The sequence below is a fragment of the Paenibacillus sp. FSL K6-0108 genome (assembly GCF_045040695.1).
Lineage (GTDB): Bacteria > Bacillota > Bacilli > Paenibacillales > Paenibacillaceae > Paenibacillus > Paenibacillus pabuli_B.
In genome coordinates this window covers 2,703,769-2,728,559 of sequence record NZ_CP150288.1, presented here as the reverse complement: position 1 = coordinate 2,728,559, position 24,791 = coordinate 2,703,769, and the positions used below count along the sequence as shown (strand labels likewise).

20 protein-coding genes are annotated in these 24,791 nt (G+C 46.8%); all 20 read right to left on the bottom strand.

Features of this window, described 5'->3' with window-relative positions; all coding sequences use genetic code 11:
• Positions 1-232 precede the first annotated feature (232 nt).
• The 20 genes from MHB49_RS12610 to MHB49_RS12515 all read right to left on the bottom strand — a co-directional run bounded on the left by MHB49_RS12610 (position 233) and on the right by MHB49_RS12515 (position 24,737).
• Positions 233-829, bottom strand: a complete 597-nt coding sequence (locus MHB49_RS12610) for a dipicolinate synthase subunit B (protein WP_024630269.1) — start codon at positions 827-829, stop codon at positions 233-235.
• Positions 826-1,725 carry a dipicolinate synthase subunit DpsA gene (gene dpsA, locus MHB49_RS12605; RefSeq protein ID WP_405156324.1) on the bottom strand — a complete coding sequence of 300 codons (900 nt, stop codon included), beginning with the start codon at positions 1,723-1,725 and terminating at the stop codon, positions 826-828. Before dpsA ends, MHB49_RS12610 begins: the two co-directional genes overlap by 4 nt.
• A 231-nt stretch (positions 1,726-1,956) precedes the next feature.
• Complete coding sequence (dut, locus tag MHB49_RS12600) at positions 1,957-2,403, bottom strand: dUTP diphosphatase (RefSeq protein WP_405156323.1); 447 nt, start codon at positions 2,401-2,403, stop codon at positions 1,957-1,959.
• On the bottom strand, positions 2,363-3,646 hold the full coding sequence (locus tag MHB49_RS12595) for a M16 family metallopeptidase (protein WP_405156322.1): 1,284 nt from the start codon (positions 3,644-3,646) through the stop codon (positions 2,363-2,365). The genes dut and MHB49_RS12595 overlap by 41 nt, the downstream gene beginning before the upstream one ends.
• A 99-nt stretch (positions 3,647-3,745) precedes the next feature.
• Positions 3,746-4,699 carry a polysaccharide deacetylase family protein gene (locus MHB49_RS12590; RefSeq protein WP_405157117.1) on the bottom strand — a complete coding sequence of 318 codons (954 nt, stop codon included), beginning with the start codon at positions 4,697-4,699 and terminating at the stop codon, positions 3,746-3,748.
• Positions 4,700-4,964: 265 nt separating this feature from the next.
• On the bottom strand, positions 4,965-7,067 hold the full coding sequence (gene pnp, locus MHB49_RS12585) for a polyribonucleotide nucleotidyltransferase (protein WP_247902192.1): 2,103 nt from the start codon (positions 7,065-7,067) through the stop codon (positions 4,965-4,967).
• Positions 7,068-7,320: 253 nt separating this feature from the next.
• Positions 7,321-7,590: a 30S ribosomal protein S15 gene (gene rpsO / locus MHB49_RS12580; RefSeq protein ID WP_056700672.1), complete on the bottom strand. Its 270-nt coding sequence runs from the start codon at positions 7,588-7,590 to the stop codon at positions 7,321-7,323.
• 158 nt (positions 7,591-7,748) lie between these two features.
• Positions 7,749-8,687: a bifunctional riboflavin kinase/FAD synthetase gene (locus MHB49_RS12575; RefSeq protein WP_405156321.1), complete on the bottom strand. Its 939-nt coding sequence runs from the start codon at positions 8,685-8,687 to the stop codon at positions 7,749-7,751.
• A 66-nt stretch (positions 8,688-8,753) separates the two neighbouring features.
• Complete coding sequence (gene truB, locus MHB49_RS12570; protein ID WP_405156320.1) at positions 8,754-9,677, bottom strand: tRNA pseudouridine(55) synthase TruB; 924 nt, start codon at positions 9,675-9,677, stop codon at positions 8,754-8,756.
• Entirely contained in the window at positions 9,671-10,648 is a 978-nt protein-coding gene (locus tag MHB49_RS12565; RefSeq protein WP_247902190.1) for a bifunctional oligoribonuclease/PAP phosphatase NrnA, read from the bottom strand. The genes truB and MHB49_RS12565 overlap by 7 nt, the downstream gene beginning before the upstream one ends.
• 19 nt (positions 10,649-10,667) lie before the next feature.
• Positions 10,668-11,027, bottom strand: a complete 360-nt coding sequence (gene rbfA / locus MHB49_RS12560) for a 30S ribosome-binding factor RbfA (RefSeq protein ID WP_175381343.1) — start codon at positions 11,025-11,027, stop codon at positions 10,668-10,670.
• Positions 11,028-11,052: 25 nt separating this feature from the next.
• A complete protein-coding gene (gene infB, locus MHB49_RS12555) occupies positions 11,053-13,635 on the bottom strand; it encodes a translation initiation factor IF-2 (protein ID WP_405156319.1) in 2,583 nt (860 codons plus the stop codon).
• Positions 13,628-13,957 carry a YlxQ family RNA-binding protein gene (locus MHB49_RS12550; protein WP_029880929.1) on the bottom strand — a complete coding sequence of 110 codons (330 nt, stop codon included), beginning with the start codon at positions 13,955-13,957 and terminating at the stop codon, positions 13,628-13,630. Before MHB49_RS12550 ends, infB begins: the two co-directional genes overlap by 8 nt.
• Positions 13,947-14,255, bottom strand: a complete 309-nt coding sequence (rnpM, locus tag MHB49_RS12545; RefSeq protein ID WP_053783828.1) for an RNase P modulator RnpM — start codon at positions 14,253-14,255, stop codon at positions 13,947-13,949. Before rnpM ends, MHB49_RS12550 begins: the two co-directional genes overlap by 11 nt.
• Positions 14,256-14,281: 26 nt before the next feature.
• Positions 14,282-15,379, bottom strand: coding sequence for a transcription termination factor NusA (gene nusA, locus MHB49_RS12540; RefSeq protein ID WP_247902188.1), 1,098 nt, complete (start codon positions 15,377-15,379; stop codon positions 14,282-14,284).
• A 123-nt stretch (positions 15,380-15,502) separates the two neighbouring features.
• Complete coding sequence (gene rimP, locus MHB49_RS12535) at positions 15,503-15,964, bottom strand: ribosome maturation factor RimP (RefSeq protein WP_247902187.1); 462 nt, start codon at positions 15,962-15,964, stop codon at positions 15,503-15,505.
• A gap of 259 nt (positions 15,965-16,223) precedes the next feature.
• Positions 16,224-20,543, bottom strand: coding sequence for a PolC-type DNA polymerase III (locus MHB49_RS12530; protein ID WP_405156318.1), 4,320 nt, complete (start codon positions 20,541-20,543; stop codon positions 16,224-16,226).
• Positions 20,544-20,695: 152 nt separating this feature from the next.
• The gene (gene proS / locus MHB49_RS12525; RefSeq protein WP_405156317.1) at positions 20,696-22,150 is read right to left on the bottom strand and encodes a proline--tRNA ligase; all 1,455 of its coding nucleotides are present in this window, start codon (positions 22,148-22,150) and stop codon (positions 20,696-20,698) included.
• A gap of 62 nt (positions 22,151-22,212) precedes the next feature.
• On the bottom strand, positions 22,213-23,484 hold the full coding sequence (gene rseP / locus MHB49_RS12520; RefSeq protein ID WP_405156316.1) for an RIP metalloprotease RseP: 1,272 nt from the start codon (positions 23,482-23,484) through the stop codon (positions 22,213-22,215).
• Positions 23,485-23,597: 113 nt separating this feature from the next.
• Complete coding sequence (locus MHB49_RS12515) at positions 23,598-24,737, bottom strand: 1-deoxy-D-xylulose-5-phosphate reductoisomerase (RefSeq protein WP_405156315.1); 1,140 nt, start codon at positions 24,735-24,737, stop codon at positions 23,598-23,600.
• Between the last annotated feature and the right edge of the window lie 54 nt (positions 24,738-24,791).

Genomic DNA, 24,791 nt, shown 5'->3' with positions numbered 1-24,791 from the left:
TTCCCCGTGCACTGGTCCCGCTTGCCTGACCTAAGGTTGCAAGCAGGAATTCCCTTTTAATGATTGGAACGCGGACACAGGCAGCTGGTTATGCCAGCATAACGTCCCCATGATTTTCTTTGTCTTTCGAACCATCATCATTTCTTCAAGCGTATAACCATTATCCCCGTAACGAAGTCTGTACAGAACCCTGTCTGTTAACAAACAGATGTTACGGCGGATCCATTAAACATCAAGCCTGTGCAGAACGCTGCACAATCATTGGCTGTAACTGTTTGCCTTCAAGCGCACTCCAGCATGCCTCCGGAATCAGCTCCATTTTGGCCACTAATGAGTTCGGTTTCTTTACCGGATCATCCTGCCCAAATGGTACAAAATACAAATATTTGGCCACCAGCAGTTTGGCGATGTTCGCAGCATTCAACCCCAGACCGTCATTGGTGGAAATGGCGAGTACCAGCGGACGCTGATTTCGCATCTGGGCTTTGGCTGCCATTAAAACCGGACTGTCCGTCATGGCGTTAGCCAGCTTACTCGTCGTGTTGCCTGTGCACGGAGCAATTACGAGCACATCAAGCAGCTTCGAAGGACCTAACGGCTCTGCCTCAACAATTGTAGAAATGATATCATTACCCGTTATATCTTTCAACTGTTTTTGCCAATTCTGCGCAGTCCCGAAGCGTGTATCCGTAGTCAGAACCGAATTGGAAATAATCGGGACAACATTGGCGCCTTCTGCCACGAAACGGCTAATCACCGGCATAACCTCTTCAAACGTACAATGAGAACCTGTAATTGCATAACCTACCGTTTTTCCCTGCCAGTTCATTGTTCAACCTCCCGTGCGTTTTGTTCTTCCAAAAGCAAACGGATTAACACGTCGGCAATAATGCCGCCAGCCGTTTTGGGAGCAACAATGCCGGGGAGACCAGGCGCAAGTAACGCTTTGATACCGCGTTTTTCAGCATACCTGAAATCACAGCCGCCAGGAGCGGATGCGAGGTCGATAATGACTGCTTTTTGCGGCATTTTGGACAGGATTTGTGCTGTGATTATCATAGTCGGTATCGTATTAAAAAGCAAGTCAACTTCCCCGGTATTAGCGGCCAAATCCGTTGTCACAAAAGGCTTCCAGCCCATTATAGCTGCTCGAGCAGCATCCTCTCCGCGCCTGATTCCCACCCGCACATTTGCCCCAAGTCCCTGAAGCGTTTTGGCCATTGTGAAACCTGTTCGACCCAAGCCAAGCACAATGCATTCCGAGCCGTGGATCGTGAAGTCCGTCTCCCGAATCGCCATGGCAATAGCGCCTTCGGCTGTCGGAATGGAATTGTATAGCGCGATATCATCACGATCGAGTACTTCAACAAGCCGCAGACCATTCTCCCGGCACAAATCACGTAAAAAAGGCTTCGCCATCCCCGTGAACACAATACAATGCTCCGGCAATGCCGCAACATGTTCCTTTTTCAAAAAAATCGGTCTATCACTGAACGAAGTGCTCACTTTTCCTTCATCGTCACACCCGACTACAGGAAGCACAAGTACATCTGCCGAAGCAAATACATCGTCCTCCAATTCCTGGTGTTCGATACCCGGGATGGAATGCTCCAGTTTGTCGAAACCCACCACACTTACCGTAGCATCCAGCTCTGCGCATTTTTGAATGACTTCAAGCTGCCGCGCATCTCCGCCCAGGACTATAATCCGGACACCGGTCAGCATCGGGACGTCACTCCTTTCACCACATGTATGCCTTATCGTATGCAGTGGCCCACAGGGGGGTGAAAACAATAAATTTGAAGCACCCTAAGAAACACCTCCATTATCGTCCATATAAAAAGAAAAAGAGCCGCCCCCCTTGGGGACGACTCTGCGAGAAATGCTCAGCAAATAAAGTTTGAAGCTCTTAGTATTTAGAAGAGACTGCGATTTATAGCTTGACTTCAGAACCTCTTATTTTCCGGTATGACCGAATCCGCCTTCTCCACGTACCGTTTGCGACAGTTCAGCTACCTCTGTTAATTCAACCGCTGGAACGGTTTGAAAGACGATTTGGGCAATACGTTCCCCACGCACAATTGTGAATGGCTCCTGACCCAGATTGATCAAAAGAACCTTGACCTCACCGCGATAATCAGCATCAATGGTGCCCGGTGTGTTCAGACAAGTAATCCCATGTTTAAAAGCCAGACCGCTGCGTGGGCGAACCTGTGCCTCCAATCCGGCTGGCATAGCCATTGCGAGTCCCGTAGGAATCAACGTACGCTGTCCAGGCTGCAATACAACCTCTTCCTGCAATGCCGCAACTACATCAAAGCCGGAAGCCAGCTCTGACATTTTTTGAGGCAGCTTAATATCTTCATTGCCCGGTAACTTTTGAATTTGAACGTAATGCAACAAAATCATCCCTTCTTAATCCAGCGATCGTTCGATCCGAAGCACCGACCATAGCGAGCGCAAACGGCTCGGCAAACATCAGGTCCAACACAGCATCGACATCGTTCATCGTCACTTCTTCAATTTTGGCTATCATTTCGTCCAGCGTGTGGTGTCTGCCCAGCATCAGCTCGTTTTTGCCCAGACGGTTCATCCGGCTACCTGTGCTTTCCAAGCTGAGGATCAGACTGCCTTTCAGCTGTTCTTTTCCTTTGCGCAGCTCATCTTCAGACAGACCATTAACAGCCAGATCATGCAGGACCTCTTTGGTCAAATCCAAAACTTCCTTCGTCTGTTTCGGTGCTGTACCCGCATATATGGTGAAGAGTCCACTATCCGCATGGGAACTATGATACGAATAAACGGAATAAGCTAGACCGCGTTTCTCCCGAATTTCCTGAAACAGTCTGGAGCTCATGCCTCCGCCAATCGCATTATTCAGCACGACCATGGCAAATTGAAGCGGATCTCCGATCTTACATCCCGGAAACGAGATACAGATATGATTCTGTTCCGTTTTTTTCTTGTGAAAGAGTTGTCCGCTCTGGAATGCAGGCAGTGTGACTTGCTCAGCTACTCCGTTGACATCAAACGCACCAAAATGCTTTTCCATCAAATCGATTACACTGTCATCAATATTACCTGCGATACTAATAACGGTATTTTCAATCGTGTAGTGCTCCTTCATATATGCACGGAGATGGCTGGAGTCCATCGCCTTGAGACGCTCTTCTGTACCCAGAATCGGATAAGCGAGCGGATGCTCACCGTAGGCCGCCAAGGCCATAAGATCATGGACCATGTCATCTGGCGTATCCTCATACATCGATATTTCTTCCAGAATGACGTTTTTTTCCTTGAGCAATTCACCATCATCCATTTTTGAGCGGAAGAACATATCGGACAACACATCAACAGCTATTGGCAGATGTTCATCCAATACTTTGGCGTAATAACAAGTGTATTCTTTCGAAGTGAACGCATTCACGTTACCACCAATGGCATCGAATTGCTCCGCAATCGCCTTGGCATCATAACGATCTGTCCCCTTAAACAGCATGTGCTCAATAAAATGCGATACTCCATTGTTTACAGGCTGCTCATTACGAGAACCTGTTTTGACCCATATTCCAAATGACACGGAACGACAGGTCGGAATCTGTTCCATGACAACCCTGAGGCCATTGCCCAGCTGAATTTTTTTCACGGTTGGCCCTCCTACATCTCTATAATTGCCCAGATTTCAACACAAAAATTGAAATCGACATTTGGTTCCAACTGTTTGATATTAACAAAAAAACATCATTCACTCAACCGCTGAGCCCTTAATTCGCTCCGATGACAACGTTTCGCTTACGGTTCCAAGTGTCAAACCCTTGGCTCGTATGGAATCAATCATTCCTTTTAAGGCTCCTGAAGAAGCAGCCGTGGGGTGCATCAGAATTAATGTGCCAGCTTCCACATTTTTAGCGATTTTGGCTACAACAGAATCAGAACTTGGTTTGCGCCAATCTACGGTATCCAGTGTCCAAAGTACCGTTTGCAGTCCCATGCGGGAAGCAATGTCAACCGTTTGTTGATTAAAATCCCCGGAGGGCGGGGCAAACCAGTGGTTTTCCACACCCAACTTTTCTTTGAGCAGGTCCTGGGTTTTACTGATCTCCAGCTTCGCCCGTTCCGTACTCAACCGACTCATGTTCGGATGTGAATATGCATGATTTGATAACTCATGTCCACGCTTTTGGATTTCTTTGGCCAGTTCCTCATTTTTGCTCAACCAGCTTCCATCCAGAAAAAAGGTAGCTTTGACTTTTTCGGCATCAAGCGTATCTAACATCGGGATAATGAATTCATTCCCCCACGCTACATTGATCATGAAAGACACCATTGGCTTTTCGGCATTTCCCCGGTAAATCGGGTGTGCACCCAAATCCTTAAGCTGAATTTCAGGTTCAGTCTGCCGATAGACATATGCTATCTTGGTATTCAGCGTGCCGCCGAGTGCTTTACGATACGTGGCTTCCACATCAATTTCTATTCCGTTATACCCAGGTATCGCTTTCCAGACCCGATCCACTCTGGCATTGATCGGAGCGATCTTCGTTTCGGCCGCTTTATCCCGGATCGCCGACAACAGCTGTTCTTCTCCAGTTGCCTCTTTGAACATATCAAATGCATTTTGCGTGCCCGGACCATCACGGATTTCCGTAATGTATGTACCTACACTGCCCACTTGTCCGATTAGTATGACAGCTGCCATACCTACCAGAACAGCCGCCAGCTTTTTGGATTGGTTTCTCACAGCTCCATCCTCCCGCCGTCTTTGTCCCCATCATATGAGGACAAGGGCAAGAATATGAATAAAACAAGCTGTTCAAGTAAAGTAACTTCAAAAGCTGGATTCAAAGGCTTTATGGAGTAGCCCACCGTTTTCATAAAGTATTTAAACGTTAAAAAAAGAGCCAGAAATTCACATTCTGTCTCTTCATTCAATCAATCTTTTCAAAAAAACGGTCGTGTGCAGCCTAAGATTGAGCCGGAGCTTCGGCAGTCAATACGGCTTTGCGGGACAAGTTGATCCGGCCTTGTGGGTCAATTTCCGTTACTTTTACCGTAATGGAATCACCAATAGCAACAACATCTTCCACTTTAGCCACACGCTCTGTGGACAATTGTGAGATGTGAACCAGACCTTCTTTGTTCGGCAGCACTTCAACGAATGCACCAAACTTCTCAACACGTTTCACTTTACCTACATAAATCTCGCCAACCAGAACTTCACGAACGATACCTTCGATGATCGATTTGGCTTTATCATTCATCTCTTGGTTGGAAGAAGCGATAAAGACACGGCCATCCTGTTCAATATCAATTTTAACACCGGTTTCTTCGATGATTTTATTGATAATTTTACCACCTGCACCGATAACATCACGGATTTTGTCCGGGTTGATGTGCATGGTTGTAATTTTAGGGGCATATTGTGACAACTGCTCACGCGGAGTTTTCATCACTTCGGTCATTTTGCTCAAGATATGCATACGACCTTCTTTGGCTTGAGCCAATGCTTCAGACAAAATTTGACGATCAATGCCATCAATTTTGATGTCCATTTGAATAGCGGTCACACCGTCAGGCGTTCCTGCTACTTTGAAGTCCATGTCACCGAGGTGATCTTCCATACCTTGAATATCACTCAGAATGGATACATGTTCTCCGTCTTTGATGAGACCCATAGCTACACCTGCTACTGGAGCTTTAATTGGTACACCTGCATCCATCATAGCCAATGTGCTGGCACAGATACTTGCCTGGGAAGTTGATCCGTTGGATTCCAGCACTTCGGATACCAGACGAATCGTATATGGGAAGTCCGTTTCGGAAGGAATGACTTTGGAAAGAGCACGCTCTCCCAGAGCACCATGTCCGATTTCGCGACGGCCTGGAGCACGCAATGGCCGAGCCTCACCTACGCTGAACGGCGGGAAGTTGTAGTGATGCATGAAGCGTTTTGTTTCTTCAAGACTGATTCCATCCAAAATCTGAACATCACCCAGTGCACCAAGTGTACAAATGCTGAGCGCTTGTGTTTGACCACGAGTGAACAGACCTGAACCGTGAGTACGTGGAAGCAGGGAAGTATCACATTCAATTGGACGGATCTCAGCGAGTCCACGTCCATCCGGGCGAACTTTATCATGTGTGATAAGACGGCGCACTTCTTCTTTCACGATATCGTGCAGCACTTCTTTCACATCTTTAAGCAGTTCAGGAGTTTCAATATACTTCTCTTCGAAGTGAGCAACGGTTTCGTCATTCACAACATCAATTGCGTCCTGACGGGCATGTTTCTCAGCAATTTTAACAGCTTCAACCAGACGAGCACTGGCGAACTCACGTACATTGCTGTTAACTTCTGCATTAACGGCATGTAATTTTACAGCCATTTTTTCTTTACCAGCCACTTGTACAAGTTGTTCAATGACTGCCACAATATTTTTGATCTCGTCATGTCCAAACATAATTGCCTCAAGCATTACTTCTTCCGGAACTTCGTTCGCTTCCGCTTCAACCATCATGATGGCATCTTTGGTTCCTGCAACAACGAGTTCAATCTCACTTACCTCAAGCTGTGCAATCGTTGGGTTAATGATGAACTCGCCATCAATACGTCCAACTTTTACGCCACCAATCGGTCCGCTAAATGGAACATCCGAAATGCTCAGTGCAGCCGATGTACCGATCATGGCAGCAATTTGCGGTTCGCAGTCCTGATCCACACTCATAACGATATTCAGAACTTGTACATCATTCCGGAAACCTTCCGGGAACAAAGGACGAATTGGACGGTCTGTCAAACGGCTCGCAAGAATCGCTTTCTCACTCGGTCTGCCTTCACGTTTAATAAATCCACCTGGAATTTTACCTACGGCATACAATCTTTCTTCATAGTTTACCGTTAATGGGAAAAAGTCCAGATCTTTAGGCTCACTTGATGCTGTCACGGTACACAATACAACGGTATCCCCGTACGTTACCTTAACGGCAGCATTAGCCTGCTTGGCCAAACGCCCTGTTTCAAGCGTAAGCTTTCTTCCACCAAGCTGCATTTCAACACGCTGTTCCATGAAATCCCTCCTTATAATTCGTTCCTAACACATTGGATTCTGCATTTTCACAGTATTTCCTGCTTGTCCTGCATTCATTAACTCCACAGCAACATGCTCACTTGCAAAACAAAAGCTCCTTGCGGAGCCATCAGCTACAAATATATGGCAACATGTTCATCTACAAAACAACCCGGCTGTAAGCTCCGCTTGTCCTTTTAGACAAAGGAATGACGGATAACAGCCAGGTTGATTTTGAAAACATGTACGATAATTAACGACGCAATCCGAGTTTTTCGATCAGTGCGCTGTAACGTTTAACATCTTTGTTTTTCACGTAAGCCAAAAGCTTACGACGTTGACCTACCATTTTCAAAAGTCCACGACGTGAGTGGTGATCCTTTTTGTGCGTACGCAAGTGGTCTGTCAAACTTCTGATGTTTTCCGTAAGGATAGCAACTTGCACCTCAGGTGATCCAGTATCGGACTCATGAGTTTTGTGCTCGTCGATCAGTTGTTGTTTACGTTCTTGAGTCAATGCCATCCTATTCACCTCCTTCATTATAATCGCCATTAGCCTCGTCGCCGCCGGTGAGAGCAAGCAACCAAGCCAAGGTTATTGTTGTCTCAAACGACAACGTAGTACATTATATCATAGTTGCCCAGATAAAGTAAATGTAAACATGCATTTTGTCCTGCGCCTTAAGATAACAGGCGGGCGGCGGTTAATGCATCTTCACGAATCTGACTGATTAAGGCATCAATCGAGTCGAATTTTCGCTCGGCACGAATGTAGTGAACAAGCTCAACCTTTAATTCCTGGTCATATATTTGCCCATCAAAATCAAGCAAGTGCACCTCAAACGTAGGTTTCATTCCATTTTCATGAAAGGTAGGTTTCACGCCAAGATTCATAACGCCACGCAGTTCCTGCTCCCCATATTGTACACGAACAGCATAAACGCCTTTTGCTGGCGTAACATAATGATCCGTAAGTTCAAGGTTAGCAGTAGGAAAGCCAATGGTCCGTCCACGTTTCTCTCCATGAATTACAGTTCCCCTGATGCTGTATGGTCGTCCGAGCCATTGACTGGCTTCGTCCATTTCTCCACGCTTCAACAGGCCACGAATAAGAGAACTGCTGACCTTCTCACCATTTAACAGGAATGGAGGTACAGTCTCCACCGTCATTTCTCCTTCTCCCAATGTGCGAAGAAGCTGCTCATCCCCTGCTCCCTTGTGACCGAAGCGGAAGTCAAAACCAACTACCGCTGTGCGAGTCTGAAGTGGAAGCAGCAGATCATGTGCAAATTGCTGCGGCGTCAACTTTGAGAATTCCTCATTGAATTCGACTACGTAGAGTACGTCTACCCCCATCTCCGCCAGGATGTCTTCTTTGTCTCTCAAGGGAGTTAAATACCCCTCGTAATCCCCTTTGCGCATAACTTCCTTTGGATGAGGATGAAAGGTCATCACCGCCGCCTGCATGCTCGTTTCGCGTGCAATGCGGACAGCAGACAAAATGACACTTGCATGTCCGAGATGCAGCCCGTCAAACTGACCGATCGCGAGCACTTGGGGACGTGTGCTCTGAACAGCCGAATGTAACGTCTGCGGATAGGTTAGCATTACGGTTTTCACAATCATTCACCTGCATTTCACTTGATAGGCCAAGCTTGAGTCAAACCACTCAAACCAGAAACCTGTTTATTCCGGCAAAAAGACTTTAACAGCTCTCACCGTTGCTTTCATTTCATCCCGTTCAAATATGCCCAGAAACGTCCCATCCTGATCATATAACCGCAATAAACCTGGTTGATCTGCAGGCGGTTCGAGCAAACGCGCCGACAATTTCTGGCCTTGAAGCGCTCCCTTGGCTTGATCCGAACCCACCGTATGTGCCGGAATGGAAGAGATGGCTTCATCCACTGGAATCAGCACTTCAGCTAATGTTCCATCGATCATGCGTTGTTCCACTTCTTCAAAGCGAAGGCAATGTTCTGCGGAAATTCCGGCCGACATCGTGCGCTCCAGCTGCAGCATGGTGGACGGGTACCCCAATTTTCTGCCAATATCCACACATAACGTTCGAATGTACGTCCCTTTGGAACATAAAGCACGAAATGATATATCCGTAGTATCGCCTTGATTCTCCATACCTGTCAATTCCAGCTCATAGATCGTAACTTCGCGACTCTTACGCTCTACCGTTTTACCTTCACGAGCAAGTTCATAGAGACGTTTTCCATCCACTTTAACCGCAGAATACATAGGTGGGACTTGAGAGATGGTACCCAGGAATTTCTCCAGCACCTGCTGAACCTGTTCCTCTGTCACCTCAACAGCAGTCTCCGACCGCTCAATAACCTCACCAGTCATATCCTCCGTGTCAGTAGAAAGACCCAGTCGCAGGGTTGCCAGGTATTCCTTGGGGAGCTCCTGCATGTACTCCACCACACGTGTTGCCCGCCCAAGACAAAGCGGAAGTACGCCAGTAACCTGAGGGTCCAATGTGCCTGTGTGACCAATACGTTTCATTTTGAGAATGCGACGCATTTTGGCCACAACATCATGAGAAGTAAATCCCGCTGGTTTGTACACTGGAAGTACGCCTTCAAATGGCTTTACCATTGAGCATTCACCTGCTTTAGTACCAATTCGACGATCTCCTCCAACTTGCCCTCCACGCGACATCCAGCTGCGAGTACATGTCCGCCACCACCAAAGTTCTGTGCAAGTGAGGCAACATCAACCTTGCCAGCTGACCGAAGAGATACCTTCACCGCATTGTCATTAATCACTTTAAAAAAGATGCCCACTTCCACCCCTTGAATGTTACGCGGGTAATTGACTACCCCTTCAAGATCTTCATTGGCCGCACCACAGGAGATCATATCTTCTGGTGTAATGACTACCCAGGCAATTTTGCCATCGTCAGTCATTTGTAGACTTGAGAGTGCCTGATTCAATATACGGACTTGGGGAAGTGTAACCTGTTCAAGCAAAAGCTGTGCAAGATAAGGCCCATCCACACCATGTTCAAGCAATTTGGATGCGGTGGTCATCACATTAGGACTCGTGTTGGCATAGCGGAATCCACCTGTGTCTGTTAGCAATCCTGTATAGACTGCTGTAGCCACGTCCTTATTCCATTTCACCGGGAAAAGATTGAGAAAATCAAACAAGATTTCAGCTGTTGCTGCAGCATCTGGCTTAATGATGTTTACTGTGCCGTAGCCGTCATTGGTCGGATGATGATCAATATTTAAAATGACTGCATCTTCGTCGAAATAATGACGAGTCAGGCCTACTCTGGAAAAGTCTGCACAATCCACACAGATTATCGCTTTATATTTCCGCTCCGGTGCTTGTTCGGTCATGTTCACAATTTTGTCAGCATTCCACAGAAAATGCATGCGCTGTGGAATTTCACCTTCATTAATCATTGTGAATGTCTTGCCCAGACATGACAGCAGCCAGCCCACCGTTACCGTCGAGCTGACTGCGTCACCGTCCGGCTGTACATGCGACACGACCAGGTAATCATCATGCTCCAGCAGAAATTGCTTTCCGTCCTGAAGCGCCTGTTCATAAGTGTGCATTGCCGTCTCCTTTATTCTGTTACTCGGATTCGTTCTTGTCGGTACCGATATCACCAAGCAGCTTCTCAATTCGGCTGCCATATGCGATCGATTCGTCGATCTTGAATATCAACTCGGGTACATGACGAAATCTAATACGCTTGCCCAGTTCAGAGCGCAAAAATCCATTTGCTTTTGCCAGCGCTTTAAGCGAATTATCCTTTTGTTCCTGTTCACCGAAGACACTCAGATAAACCTTGGCTTGCGACAAGTCGCCTGTAACTTCAACTCCCGTTACGGTAATAAAGCCGATACGAGGGTCTTTCAGTTCAGACTGGATGAGCACACTAAGTTCTTTCTTGATCTGCTCGCCCACTCTACCTGTACGAATCTTGGCCATCGTTGTTCACCTCATGCTTCCTTGCTTATCGTTGTACGGTCTCCATAACAAAGGCTTCGATAATATCGCCTTCTTTGAGATCGTTGTAGTTATCCAGTGTAATACCACATTCGTAGCCTTGAGCTACCTCTTTGGCATCATCTTTGTAACGTTTCAGGGAATCCAGTTTACCTTCGTAAAGGACAATACCGTCACGAATCAAGCGAGCTTCCGCGGAACGCGTAATTTTGCCTGAAGTGACCATACATCCGGCAATGGTACCCACTTTACTGATTTTGAACGTGCTGCGAACCTCAGCATGACCGATGACATTTTCTTTATAGATCGGATCAAGCATGCCTTTCATCGCTTGTTCAATCTCTTCGATAACACTGTAGATGACGCGGTGCAGACGAATGTCTACTTGCTCTTGATCCGCAGTCACTTTGGCCTGATTATCAGGACGAACGTTGAAACCGATCACGATGGCATTTGATGCAGCTGCCAAAATGATGTCGGATTCGGTAATCGCACCAGCGCCGCTGTGAATGATTTTCACGCGTACACCTTCAACTTCGATCTTCGCAAGTGAACCTTTCAATGCTTCAACCGAACCTTGTACGTCACCTTTAATGATTACGTTAAGGTCTTTGATTTCACCGTCTTTGATGTGCTGGAACAGATCGTCCAATGTCACACGTGTGTTTGTACCCAGATCGGATTCACGTTGTGTGATGGCACGTTTGTCGGCGATGGAACGCGCTTTACGCTCATCCTCAAACACCATGAACGGATCTCCCGCACCTGGAACCTCAGTCAGACCGGTAATTTCTACAGGTGTTGAAGGTCCGGCTTCTTTTAAACGACGACCTTTGTCATTCACCATCGCACGTACGCGACCGAAGCAGTTACCTGCAACAAAAGCATCTCCGACTTTCAAAGTACCGTGCTGTACGAGAATACGGGCAACTGGGCCACGTCCTTTATCCAGCTCGGCTTCAATCACTGTACCACGGGCACGTTTGTCCGGGTTTGCTTTGTACTCGTTCACTTCTGCAACGAGCAGGATCATTTCAAGCAGACCTTCCAGACCAATTCTTTGTTTCGCCGAAACGTTCACAAAGATGGTATCGCCGCCCCACTCTTCCGGAACGAGTTCGTAGTTGGTCAGTTCCTGTTTCACTTTATCTGCATCTGCACCCGGCTTATCAATTTTGTTGACAGCTACGATAATTGGCAGTCCAGCAGCTTTGGCATGGTTAATCGCCTCAACGGTTTGTGGCATAACACCATCATCTGCAGCTACAACAATAATTGTAATATCCGTAACCTGTGCTCCACGTGCACGCATAGCGGTAAACGCTTCGTGACCCGGTGTATCCAGGAACGTGATTTTTTTGTTGTTTATTTCAACTTGATAAGCACCGATATGCTGTGTAATGCCGCCTGCTTCTCCGCCCGTTACATTTGTTGAACGAATCGCATCAAGCAATGTTGTTTTACCATGGTCAACGTGACCCATGATCGTAACAACTGGTGGACGAGCTTGCAAGTCAGCAGGATCATCATTTTCTTCCAGTGTCTCGAAGCGGTCATCTTCAAGGACAATTTTCACTTCAACCTCAACACCGAACTCACCAGCAAGCAGCAGGATCGTTTCGATATCAAGCTCTTGGTTAATCGTTGCCATAACACCCATTGCGATGAGTTTTTTGATAACTTCGGAAGCATCTTTATGAAGCAGCTTCGCTGTTTCACCAACAGTCATGTCACCACGTACGATGATTTTCTTAGGTGTGTTATCAATTTTCTCACGTTGTTGATACTGTTGCTGATTTCTGTTGCGATTGTTCTTGCCACCACGGTTACCGCGGAAGTTGCCGCCACGGTTGTCGTCATAACGACGTCCACCGCCACCGCTGTTCGAACGGTTGCCGCTATTGTTGTTATTGCCGGAATTACCTTGACCGCCTCTGCGTTGGCCTTGTCCTGAGTTCTGCCCTTGGCCACCTGTACGGTTGCCGCCAGTGCCAGAGTTACCACCGCTATTCGGTCCAGCACTTCTTGCTTGACCGCCACCGCTGTTCGATGGACGTTGACCCGAACTTTGCGGACGGGATGCTGTACTGCTTTGTCCACCTTGAGCTGGTCTTGGACGATTACTTGATTGTCCTCCTTGGCTTGAGCCTTGGGAAGAGTTGGTTCTGTTGCGGCTATCTTGGCCGCTAGGTCTTTGGGAGCCATTGTTATTGTTGGAATTTGGTCTATTGTTCATACCTACCTGCTTTTCCTGTTGTATTTTTGTTTGTACGGGACTACCGGATGGGTTGCTGCTGTTCGGCGTGTTCACTCCGCCGGCCGGCTTGTTGCTGTCCACTGTTTTGTCACTGCGCACTGACGAAGTAGCAACGGATTTTGCTTCGTTGCTTTGTTTGGAAGCGGCAGTGGATTTTATATCTTTAAAAAATTGTTCCACCTTACCCACTGAACCATTCTCCATGACACTCATATGATTGTTTACGGGAATATCCAGCTTTTTAAGAATGGTTATAATTTCCTTACTACTCATATTAAGGGACTTCGCATATTCATAAACTCGCAATTTATCCTTGTTTTCCTGTTTACTCAATATACTCCACCTCCGACATTATACCGACTTGCTTGGAGATCATTTTTGCAAACCCTCGATCCGTTACTGCAAGAACAACCCGCGTTTCTTTACCGATACTTGAACCCAGACTATCCCGGTCAAATCCGATCACCAGTGGAACTTTATACGTCCCGCATTTGTCGCGAAATTTCTTTTGTGTATTGGCCGAGGCGTCACCCGCAACAATAACCATTTTAGCTTCGGAAGAACGGATCGCTTTAAGTACAATTTCTTCACCGGTTACAAGTTTGCCTGCACGCATGGAGAGTCCCAGATAAGACAATGTTTTATTATTCATCATGTTCACGCTCCTGTGCTGCTATGAATTCGTCCTCTACCGCAACGAAATCAGCTGCCAATTGCTCATAAATTTCCGGTGAGACTTTGCCCTTTAACGCCCGATCCAAAGACCGGTTTTTGAGTGCAAGCTTAAAACAGGACTCTTTGCCGCATAAATAAGCACCACGTCCGGATTTTTTGCCAGTCAAATCGATCAGCACTTCATCCTCTGGCGTTTTAACGATACGGATCAGCTGCTTTTTGGGCATCATTTCCTGACACGCCACACATTTGCGCAGCGGTACTTTTTTTGTTTTCATACGTTAGCGCCCCCCCGTGCTTTACTTTAGTCGACGGAGACGGAATCTTGGTGCATTTCCGAAGAAGAATCTTTCTCTCTGCCGAATTCCTGTTCCGCCTGGCTCTCGCTCTTAATGTCGATTTTCCAGCCAGTCAGTTTGGCTGCCAATCGGGCATTTTGACCTTTGATCCCAATGGCGAGGGACAGCTGATAGTCAGGAACAATAACCCGAGCCATCTTATCTTCCTCGAATACTTGAACTTCCAATACTTTGGAAGGACTAAGTGCATTAGCCACATATTCGTCTACCTGATCGGAGAAACGAACGATGTCAATTTTTTCACCGCGCAGCTCACCCACAATGGTCTGCACGCGCATTCCCTTAGGACCTACACATGATCCAACCGGATCAACTTCCTCATTGCGGGAATGAACAGCAATTTTGGAGCGGAAGCCCGCTTCACGTGCGACAGAGCGGATCTCGACTACACCGTCAAAAATTTCAGGTACTTCCAGTTCAAAGAGACGTTTCAACAAGCCCGGATGGGTACGGGACAAGATGATTTGCGGCCCTTTGGTCGTATTCTCGACCTTGGTGATGTACGCTTTAATACGGTCACCATGAACAAACTTCTCGTTCGGCATCAATTCGGTCAGCGGCAATGCCGCTTCGATTTTGCCCAGATCGATGTAGATATTGCGCAAATCCTGACGCTGCACCACTCCCGTAACGATATCTTCTTCCTTATCAACGAAAGCGTTGTAGATCAGGCCGCGTTCGGCTTCACGAATCCGCTGGGTCACTACCTGTTTGGCAGTTTGTGCGGCGATACGTCCGAAATCACGCGGTGTAACTTCAATCTCCGCAATATCTTCCAGCTGGAAGTGTGGGTTGATCTCTCGTGCAGCAGGCAATGAAATTTCGGTACGTGAATCCAGGACTTCTTCCACGATCAATTTACGAGCATACACCCGGATGACTCCCGTATTGCGGTTCATATCAACACGCACATTCTGGGCGGTGTTGAAATTACGCTTATAGCTGGAGATAAGTGCTGCCTCGATCGCTTCAAACAGCACATCCTTGCTGATCCCTTTTTCCCGCTCCAATTCATTCATTGCTTCAATAAAATCCATACTCATGAATGTTGATCCCCCTTTCAAACATGGCATCTCATACGTAAAACGGCGAAAGGCTCTAAACTCATGAGCACCTTGCCGTTATCGTGAGATGTGTCTTTTTTCATTAATAAGTGAACAAGGCACTTAAAACAGAATGGCCAGGCGCGCACTCGCAACCTTGTCATAAAGAATGGCATGCTGTTTCTTGCCTGATTCGATCACAAGTTCCCCGTTATCAAAGGAAAGCAGCTTGCCTTCAAATTCCTTTATACCATTTACCGGCTCGTAGGTTGTAACAAATACATTTTTGCCTACGGATTTGGCAACGTCCTCCGGTTTTTTCAGTGGACGCTCCGCACCGGGAGAAGACACTTCAAGGAAATAGATGGTTGGAATCGGATCATTCTCATCCAGCTTGGCGCTCAGCTTTTCGCTGATCAAGACACAATCATCGATGTCGATGCCACCCTCTTTGTCGACATACACCCGTAAAAACCAGTTGCTGCCTTCTTTGACGTATTCGATGTCAACCAGCTCGAAGCCTTGTTCGTTCAAGTAGGGTTGGATCATTTCTTCCACGGTAGATTTAATGTTCGTTGTGCTCAAAACCGATAACCTCCAACTTAGGTTACACCAGCAAATACTGACTGGCAATTTCTTCATTACCCAAGATTCTTGTATACCAAAGACTAAAGAGTGGGTTTCCCCACTCTTTAGAAATTCGTACTATCTCGTTCACTTCAAAAATTATAACATAGTCTGGTAATAGTGACAAGTAAGCGATCACTCAGCCATTTTAACCACTAATGAAGAAAAATTCGCGTAATCGCATATTAGAGCATAATCGAATACTCAAAACGCAGTTTTAGAACAAGGATAACTGATTGCTTTCCGGCAAACCTCTGAAGCATCCCATACCCGTCAGCAGCTCAACTATGGTTTTACTTGCTTTGGACTTCTGCTGGAAATCTTCAATCGACAGAAACTCCCCATGCTCTCTTGCCGCAGCGATATTGCGTGCAGCATTATCCCCGATTCCTCCCAATGCTGAGAACGGAGGAATAAGTGAATTTCCGTCAACAATAAACTTCGTCGCTTCTGAACGATACAGATCAATCGGTTTGAGAGAGTATCCACGTGCTGTCATTTCCAATGCCATCTCCAGGACAGGCAGCATGTTCTTTTCTTTTGGCGGTGCCTGGAAACCTAATTGCTCGATCTCTACGATCTTACGATAGATGGGCTCGTACCCCTGACATACCAGTTCAATATCAAACTCATCCGCACGGACTGTGAAATATGTCGCGTAATATTCAATGGGGTGATACAGCTTAAAGTAAGCTGTACGTACTGCCGAGATTACATAAGCGGCCGCGTGGGCCTTCGGAAACATGTACTGGATTTTCAGACAGGAATCAATGTACCATTGCGGCACTTTGCAATTTTTCATCTCATCAATCCATTCTTGCGGCAAACCACGACCCTTACGCACACTCTCCGTAATCTTAAAGGCAAGGCTCGCGTCCATGCCCGCCTTATAAATCAGGAACAACATGATATCATCCCGGCAACCAATTACCGTTTTGATGTTGCACGTCCCATTTTTGATTAGATCTTGTGCGTTGCCAAGCCATACTCCGGTACCATGAGACAATCCAGAGATCTGAAGTAGATCGGCAAAAGAAGAAGGCTGGGATTCGACAAGCATCTGACGTACAAATTTCGTCCCCATCTCTGGCACACCAAAAGTGGCCACTGGTGAACGAATCTGCTCTGGCGTAACGCCTAATGCCTCTGTCGAGTTAAACATACTCATGACTTTAGGATCATTCATCGGAATGGTGGTAGGATCGACACCAGTCAAATCCTGCAGCATTCGCATCATGGTTGGATCATCGTGTCCCAGAATATCGAGTTTTAGCAAGTTCTCTTCAAAGGCGTGATAGTCAAAGTGTGTTGTTTTCCACTCCGCGTTAACGTCATCGGCCGGGAATTGTACAGGTGTTACATCTTCCACTTCAATATAATCCGGTACCACGACAATACCACCGGGATGCTGTCCCGTACTACGTTTAACTCCGGTACAACCGGAAGCCAAACGGTTCAGCTCAGCCCCGCGCCATTTCTTATGATGTTCTTCCTCGTATTTCTTGGCAAAACCAAACGCCGTCTTCTCAGCCACCGTACCAATGGTGCCCGCACGGAACACACTCTTTTCGCTGAAAAGCACTTTCGTATAGTTGTGGGCATGCGGCTGATAATCACCCGAGAAGTTCAAGTCAATATCGGGAACCTTGTCCCCTTTAAAGCCAAGGAAAGTCTCAAAAGGAATATCCTGCCCTTCGCCTTTTAAAGGGCCTCCACATTGAGGGCACTCTTTTTCAGGAAGATCAAATCCACTCGGCACGCTGCCGTCGAGGAACCACTCGCTGTGCTTGCACTCCGGATTCACACAAATATAGTGTGCTGGCAGCGGATTAACCTCGGAAATCCCCAAAAAAGTAGCAACGACAGACGAGCCAACCGATCCCCGGGAGCCGACAAGGTAACCGTCCTGATTTGACTTTTTAACCAGACGTTCCGAGATCAGATAGTTGGCAGAAAAACCGTATTTGATAATTGGATTCAATTCTTTCTCCAGTCGTGCCACTATGACTTCTGGCAGTTCCTCACCATAAATCGACTTGGCCGTATTGTAGCACGTATTGCGAATTTCATCGTCTGCGCCTTCCAGAATCGGGGTAAACAACTTGTCAGGGAAAAGCTTGATTTCCTCGAATCGATCCGCCAATTCAACTGTATTCGTAACAACAACTTCGTAAGCTTTATCTTGACCCAGGTACTGGAACTCTTCCAGCATTTCATCCGTCGTTCTTAGGTGAGCATCCGGTTTACGTTGATCTTTGAGCGGGCTAAAGCCTGTTATCCCGTGAATGGTGATATCCCGATATAGCTTGTCGCGCGGCTCCAGGTAATGCACGTTACCTGTAGCTATGACCGGTTTCCCCAATTTAGCTCCTATGTCTACAACTTTACGAACCGCAAGCTTCAATTCCTCTGGTGTAGCCACCAGTCCTTTATCCACCAAGTGCATGTACATCGTCAGCGGCTGGATCTCCAGAATGTCATAGAAATGCGCGATCTCTTCCGCCTCTTCAAGCGATTTGTTAAGCACAGCCTCAAAAAACTCCCCTTTTTCACAACCGGATAAAATAATGAGGCCTTCACGCAAATTGATCAGCTTCGATTTTGGAATACAAGGCACCCGCTTGAAATGCTCTGTATGGGAGAGTGACACCAGTTTATAGAGATTTTTTTTGCCAACATCGTTCAAAGCATATATTCCGCAGTGGAATGGACGTGTATTTGAGAGATCAACTCCGACATAATCGTTAAGGCGATCCAGCATGGTCAGGCCTTTCAGCTGAGCAGCGTCATTAATCAATCCATTCAGGATCCCTGCTAGCGCAATCGTGTCATCAATCGCCCGGTGATGGCTTTCCAGTGCTACTTTATATTTATCCGCCAGCGTATTGAGACGGTGGTTCTTCATTTTGGGGTATAACAGCCTTGCAAGTTCCAACGTATCGAGGACAGGGTTCGGAAGCTCGGGCATCCCCAGCTGCTTCAGCGAAGCCTGAATAAAGCCCATATCGAATCGCGCATTATGTGCAACCAATACACCATCTCCGGCGAACTTTACAAAATCACGGATAACCGGCTCTAGTTCAGGTGCATCTTTCACCATATCGTCGTTAATGTTGGTCAACTGCTGAATGTTATACGGAATGCGCTCATGCGGATTTACAAACGTCGCAAAACGATCAATCTCTTTACCTTCCTCCACCTTTACTGCGGCAATCTCGATAATTTTGTTCTGGGTGACGGATAGACCTGTGGTCTCAATATCAAAGACGATATACGTCGCTGTTTTGAGTTCCAACGGCTGCGGTGCCATAACTACAGCAACCGAATCGTTTACCACATTGGCCTCAAGGCCATAGATCATTTTAATTCCGTTTTTCTTGGCCGCTTTGGACGCCTCCGGATACACCTGCACACCGCCATGATCACTTACCGCGATTGCTTTGTGTCCCCATTCCGCTGCAGTTTTTACGTATTTATCGATCGAAGTAACAGCATCCATCGTACTCATTGTGGAATGCAAATGGAACTCAACGCGTTTCTCAGCTGCATTATCCTTGCGGGATGGCGGAGCTTTCACTTCTACCAGATCCGATGGGATCATGGCCAGTTCCGGAATTTGCATAAACCGGTCATATTCGACACGACCACGGACTTTTACCCATTTTCCATTAGCCAGCAAGCTAAGGATTCTGACATCCTCTTTTGTTTTGGCAAACATCTTCATTTGCATGGAATCCGTGAAATCCGTCAGATAAAAAGTAAACAAGGTATTCCCGTTCCGCAATTCCTTGCGATCCAGACCGAAGACTGTTCCCTGCAACGTAACCTTTTTCTCTTCATCTTGAATTTCCTGCATAGGTACAGGTGGTTCCTTGATTTCATATCCCATTTGCAAACGAACATCGCCCTGTTCTTCCTCTTCAGGCATTTCTGTCTCCACTTCACTCATCATCTGTTCGATAACTTGAAGTTCTTCTTCCCGTTTCTTGAGCTGGAATTGCTCCATCGCTTCTTTGTTGCTTTCAACCTCACCAACCAGCAATTTGACCCGTAAGGGCAATTGAAAATACTTATTATAAAAAGTGGTAATGGCTTGATCAATCTGCTTCTTCTTTGCAAGCTCCATTGACATGGCATCACTCATCGTCAATTGCAGCAGATCTGCTTCACATTCAAACTTGGTACGATTCATCCAACCATTAACAGACGGAATCTCCCGTGTAACCCATTCAAGGAACAAGTTCCAATACTCACTGACAATATCACCAATCTCGACCTGCTCACTATATTTGAAACCAAACGTAATCTTGGAAATATGATTCATTTTCTCCTGGATGTGCAGGCAAAATGTTCGATAGATTGGAGCAGGTACCAGGGTATCCTTAGCAATCAAAATATTCCAGTCGCGGTTGCTACGGCTTGTCTCCACCCGTTCAATCCATCCATCCAAAAAGTAGGGCTCTATCAGGCCAGCCGGAAGCTCCGTCTGTTTCATCAACAACTCAAACCGTTTTCTCTTCTCCTCGAATCCACTCATCGTGTTCCTCCTTGTACCCCCTTGAAACAGGAAAAGCCTCTGCATTCAAAAATGTCCCCGATCCGAACCCGCACCGACTCATTTTATCCGACAGAAGCTCTCCATTCCTTACTCTTACGGTGAATAGGTGCTGTTAGTCAGGTTATCCTGACTTAATACGCTCTAGCAAACACTACCGTGTGTTTCGCTTGTTCACCACAAGCCAGGCAGGTATGCTTTTCTTCCGCAGGCTGGAACGGAATGTTCCGGCTCGTTGCACCTGTTACTTCTCTTACTTTATCTTCGCAAGCTTCTGAACCGCACCATCCAGCCAGTGTGAACCCGCGTTTGTTTTCCATCAATTCCTTCATCTCATCAAGCGTATCTACAGAGTAGAAGTTGTCCGACATAAACGTGCGAGCACGCTGCAACATATCGGATTGTACTTGAGTCAGCATGCTCTGGATCTCTTCCACCAGATTGGCTTGTTCAACGACTTTCTTCTCTCCAGTAATCCGGGAAACGAGAACACACACACCGTTCTCCATATCACGCGGACCAATCTCAAGACGAATCGGAACACCACGCATCTCGTATTCATTGAATTTCCAGCCTGGACGAACATCACTGCGATCATCCATTTTCACGCGAATTCCTGCTTGCTTCAGTTCAGCGAACAACTCGTCCGCACGGCCTACAACGGCATCACGTGTTTTTGGTGGTCCAATAGGAATCATAACCACTTGTGTTGGTGCGACTTTTGGAGGAAGAACCAAACCACGGTCATCCCCGTGAACCATAATTAACGCACCGATCAGACGTGTGCTCGTTCCCCATGAAGTCGTGTGAGCAAGTTCCAGCACGTTGTTGCGGCTAAGATACTGGATCTCAAATGCTTTTGCAAAATTCGTACCCATATAATGCGAAGTTCCCGCTTGAACCGCACGCCCATCCTTCATCATTGCTTCGATGGAGAACGTATCTACAGCACCAGCAAATTTCTCGGATTTTGTTTTCTGACCTGTAATGACAGGAATTGCCAGATATTCTTCGACCACTTCGCGGTAGATTTCAAGCATTTTCATCGTTTCTTCACGTGCTTCCTCTTCTGTCTCGTGCGCCGTATGGCCCTCTTGCCACAGGAACTCACTTGTGCGAAGGAAAGGCAGTGTTCTCTTCTCCCAGCGAACCACGTTAGCCCATTGGTTGATCAGTACTGGCAAGTCACGATACGACTGAATCCACTTGGAGTACATATGACCAATGATCGTCTCCGAGGTTGGGCGGATTGCCAGACGCTCTTCCAGCTTTTCTCCGCCCGCTTCTGTTACCCAAGGTAATTCGGGATTGAAGCCTTCAACATGTTCTTTTTCTTTTTGAAAAAAGCTCTCGGGGATGAACATCGGGAAGTAAGCATTACGATGACCCGTTTCACGGAAACGACGATCCATTTCATCCTTGATGTGCTCCCAGATTTCAAAGCCATCCGGTTTGAAAACAATACAACCGCGTACGGGTGAATAGTCCATGAGATCAGCTTTTTTAATAACATCAATGTACCAGCGTGAGAAATCCTCGCCCTGAGGTGTAATTTCGGTCACAAACTGCTTATCATTTTCCTTTGACATAAGACTCCAGCGTCCTCCCATAACGACTATCTCTGAGTTGTCAGAGCGTAGTCAAACCATAATTATCCGTTAATTAAACGTAATATATCATTATATGTTACTGCCAACATGAGCACAAACAACATGGCAAAACCGACAAAATGAACCATGCCTTCCCGGTTGGGATCAACTGGTCTGCCCCGCAGCCCTTCAATTCCAAGGAATACAAGACGGCTTCCATCCAGCGCAGGAATCGGCAACAGATTGAAAATCCCGAGGTACAGACTCAAAATAGCTGCCCATCTCGTTAACTGCTCAATCCCCTGCTTCGCAATTTGACCTGTTACTTCAAATGTACGTACAGGTCCCCCAATGTCATCCATGTTAAACTGATTGATCAAATGTTTGAAGCCTTCAAAGATTACTTTGGTCGTATCGACCATCGCTATCCCTGACACTTTAAAGGTTTCCACAAATCCAACAGATCGGGTTGGCAATGTTGGTACAATACCCACCTTGCCTCCCTCTTGTCCTTCTACTGCACGAGGCGTAATCGTTATATTAAACGTTTCATCTCCCCGACGCAGTGTCCATTCCATCGGTTTGTCTTTGGAATCGGCAATCATTGTGACCATTTTTTGCGAATCCGTACCAATGGCAGTACCATTAATGGTCTCAATGATATCTCCCTTGTGCAGATTCGCCTGGTCCGCAGCTCCGCCTTCAAGCACTTCACCAATCACGAGATTTTTCGGATTCTCCACGACAACACCTGCCATTTGCGCATATACTGCAAACAACACAAAGGCCAGGATGAAATTCATGAGTGGTCCCGCAAAGATAGCCATGGCCCGCTGCCCCACCGTTTTACTGCCAAATTGGCGGTCTTTGGGTGCAATCTGGGTTTGTTTGCCACGACTCACCAACATCGCTTGTGGATGTATCCGGTACTGTTGAATTTCGCCATCCACATCAAGTTGTAATTTCAATGCATTCTCCATATCAATGGAAATTACTTCACCACGAATTACATTTTTTCGGTTATCCAATTGATCGAGGTAGATCATTTTGACTTGGTCATCAGTCGGTCTTACTGCAATGGTCTGACCTTCTTGAATCTCTACCAGTTCCGGGTCTTCCCCTGCCATACGTGCATATCCGCCAAATGGCAGCAACCGCAGTGTGAACTGGGTCTCGTTTCTTTTATATGAGAACAATTTGGGACCAAAACCGATCGCAAATTCCCTTACAAGAATACCGGCGCGTTTGGCAAAGTAATAATGTCCCCATTCATGAACCGTCACGATGACAAAGAACATGAGCACCGTTAGAAATACCACTTGTATGGTTTCCAATCCCTATCCATCCTCCTTCACGGCACGAACCGCAGTCTGTCCCTTTAGATTATCATTATTCTCTGTTGCCGCACAAGAGAATCACTTCTTCCATTTTATCTTGAAAAAAGAGATTACAGACTGAACGCAAGTTGACGACTCTCCTGATCACATCTTGCAATTTCCTCCAGATCAGGCTCGTCCACATTGTGGTGTGCTTCCAGCACAGAAGCAATAATATCCTCTATTTTAAGGAACGAAATCTCATTACGCAAGAAACGGGCTACGGCAACCTCGTTGGCTGCATTAAACGCCGTTGTTGCTGTCCCTCCCATTTTACCACACTCATATGCCATTCTTAAACAAGGGAACCGTTCCATATCCATCTCGCTGAAATGCAACTTACCTGCTTGCGCTAGGGACAGACGTTGAGAAGGTGATGGCAGACGGTCTGGATAGGTCAATGCATACTGGATGGGAACACGCATGTCCGGGTTGCCAAGTTGAGCAATAATGCTCGTATCATTGAACTCCACGTAGGAATGAATGATGCTCTCCGGGTGAAGCAACACATCAATCTGATCATAACTTAGTCCAAACAGCCAATGCGCTTCAATTACTTCCAGACCTTTATTCACCATTGTCGCTGAGTCTATCGTGATCTTCGATCCCATAGACCAATTTGGATGTTTGAGCGCATCTTCTACGGTAACTTCCTTAAGCTGTCCTCGGGTCAAATGACGGAAAGAGCCTCCAGAAGCCGTAAGCGTTATTCCCATAACACGTTCACGAGGTTCTCCATTCAGACATTGGAAGATAGCCGAGTGCTCACTATCCACAGGCAGAATCGGCACCCCTTTCGCAGCCGCTCTGGCAGTAACAATGTGGCCTGCTGTAATTAGCGTCTCCTTGTTTGCCAGACCGATCTGTTTGCCTGCATCAATAGCAGCAAGGGTTGACTCAAGCCCGACACTCCCCATTACAGCAGTAACAACTGTATCTGCATCCGTTCCAGCGGCTACTTCCACCAATCCTTCTTTGCCATAAAAAAGCTGCGTTCCAGCAGGCAAATGCGATACCACGGTCTCTGCCAGCTCTTTCGAACCAACGGATACCTTTTTGGGGCGATAACGTTTCGCTTGCTCAATCAGCAGCTCTATATTGCCTCCAGCAGCCAGTCCCTCTACTTGAAAGCGTTCGGGATGCATATCGACTACATCCAGTGTCTGGGTTCCAATGGAACCGGTTGACCCGAGAATCGCAATTTTTTTCATGCTGCACCTCATCTTTATTTATCCAATGCCAATGACGAATAGTTCGTCATGTGA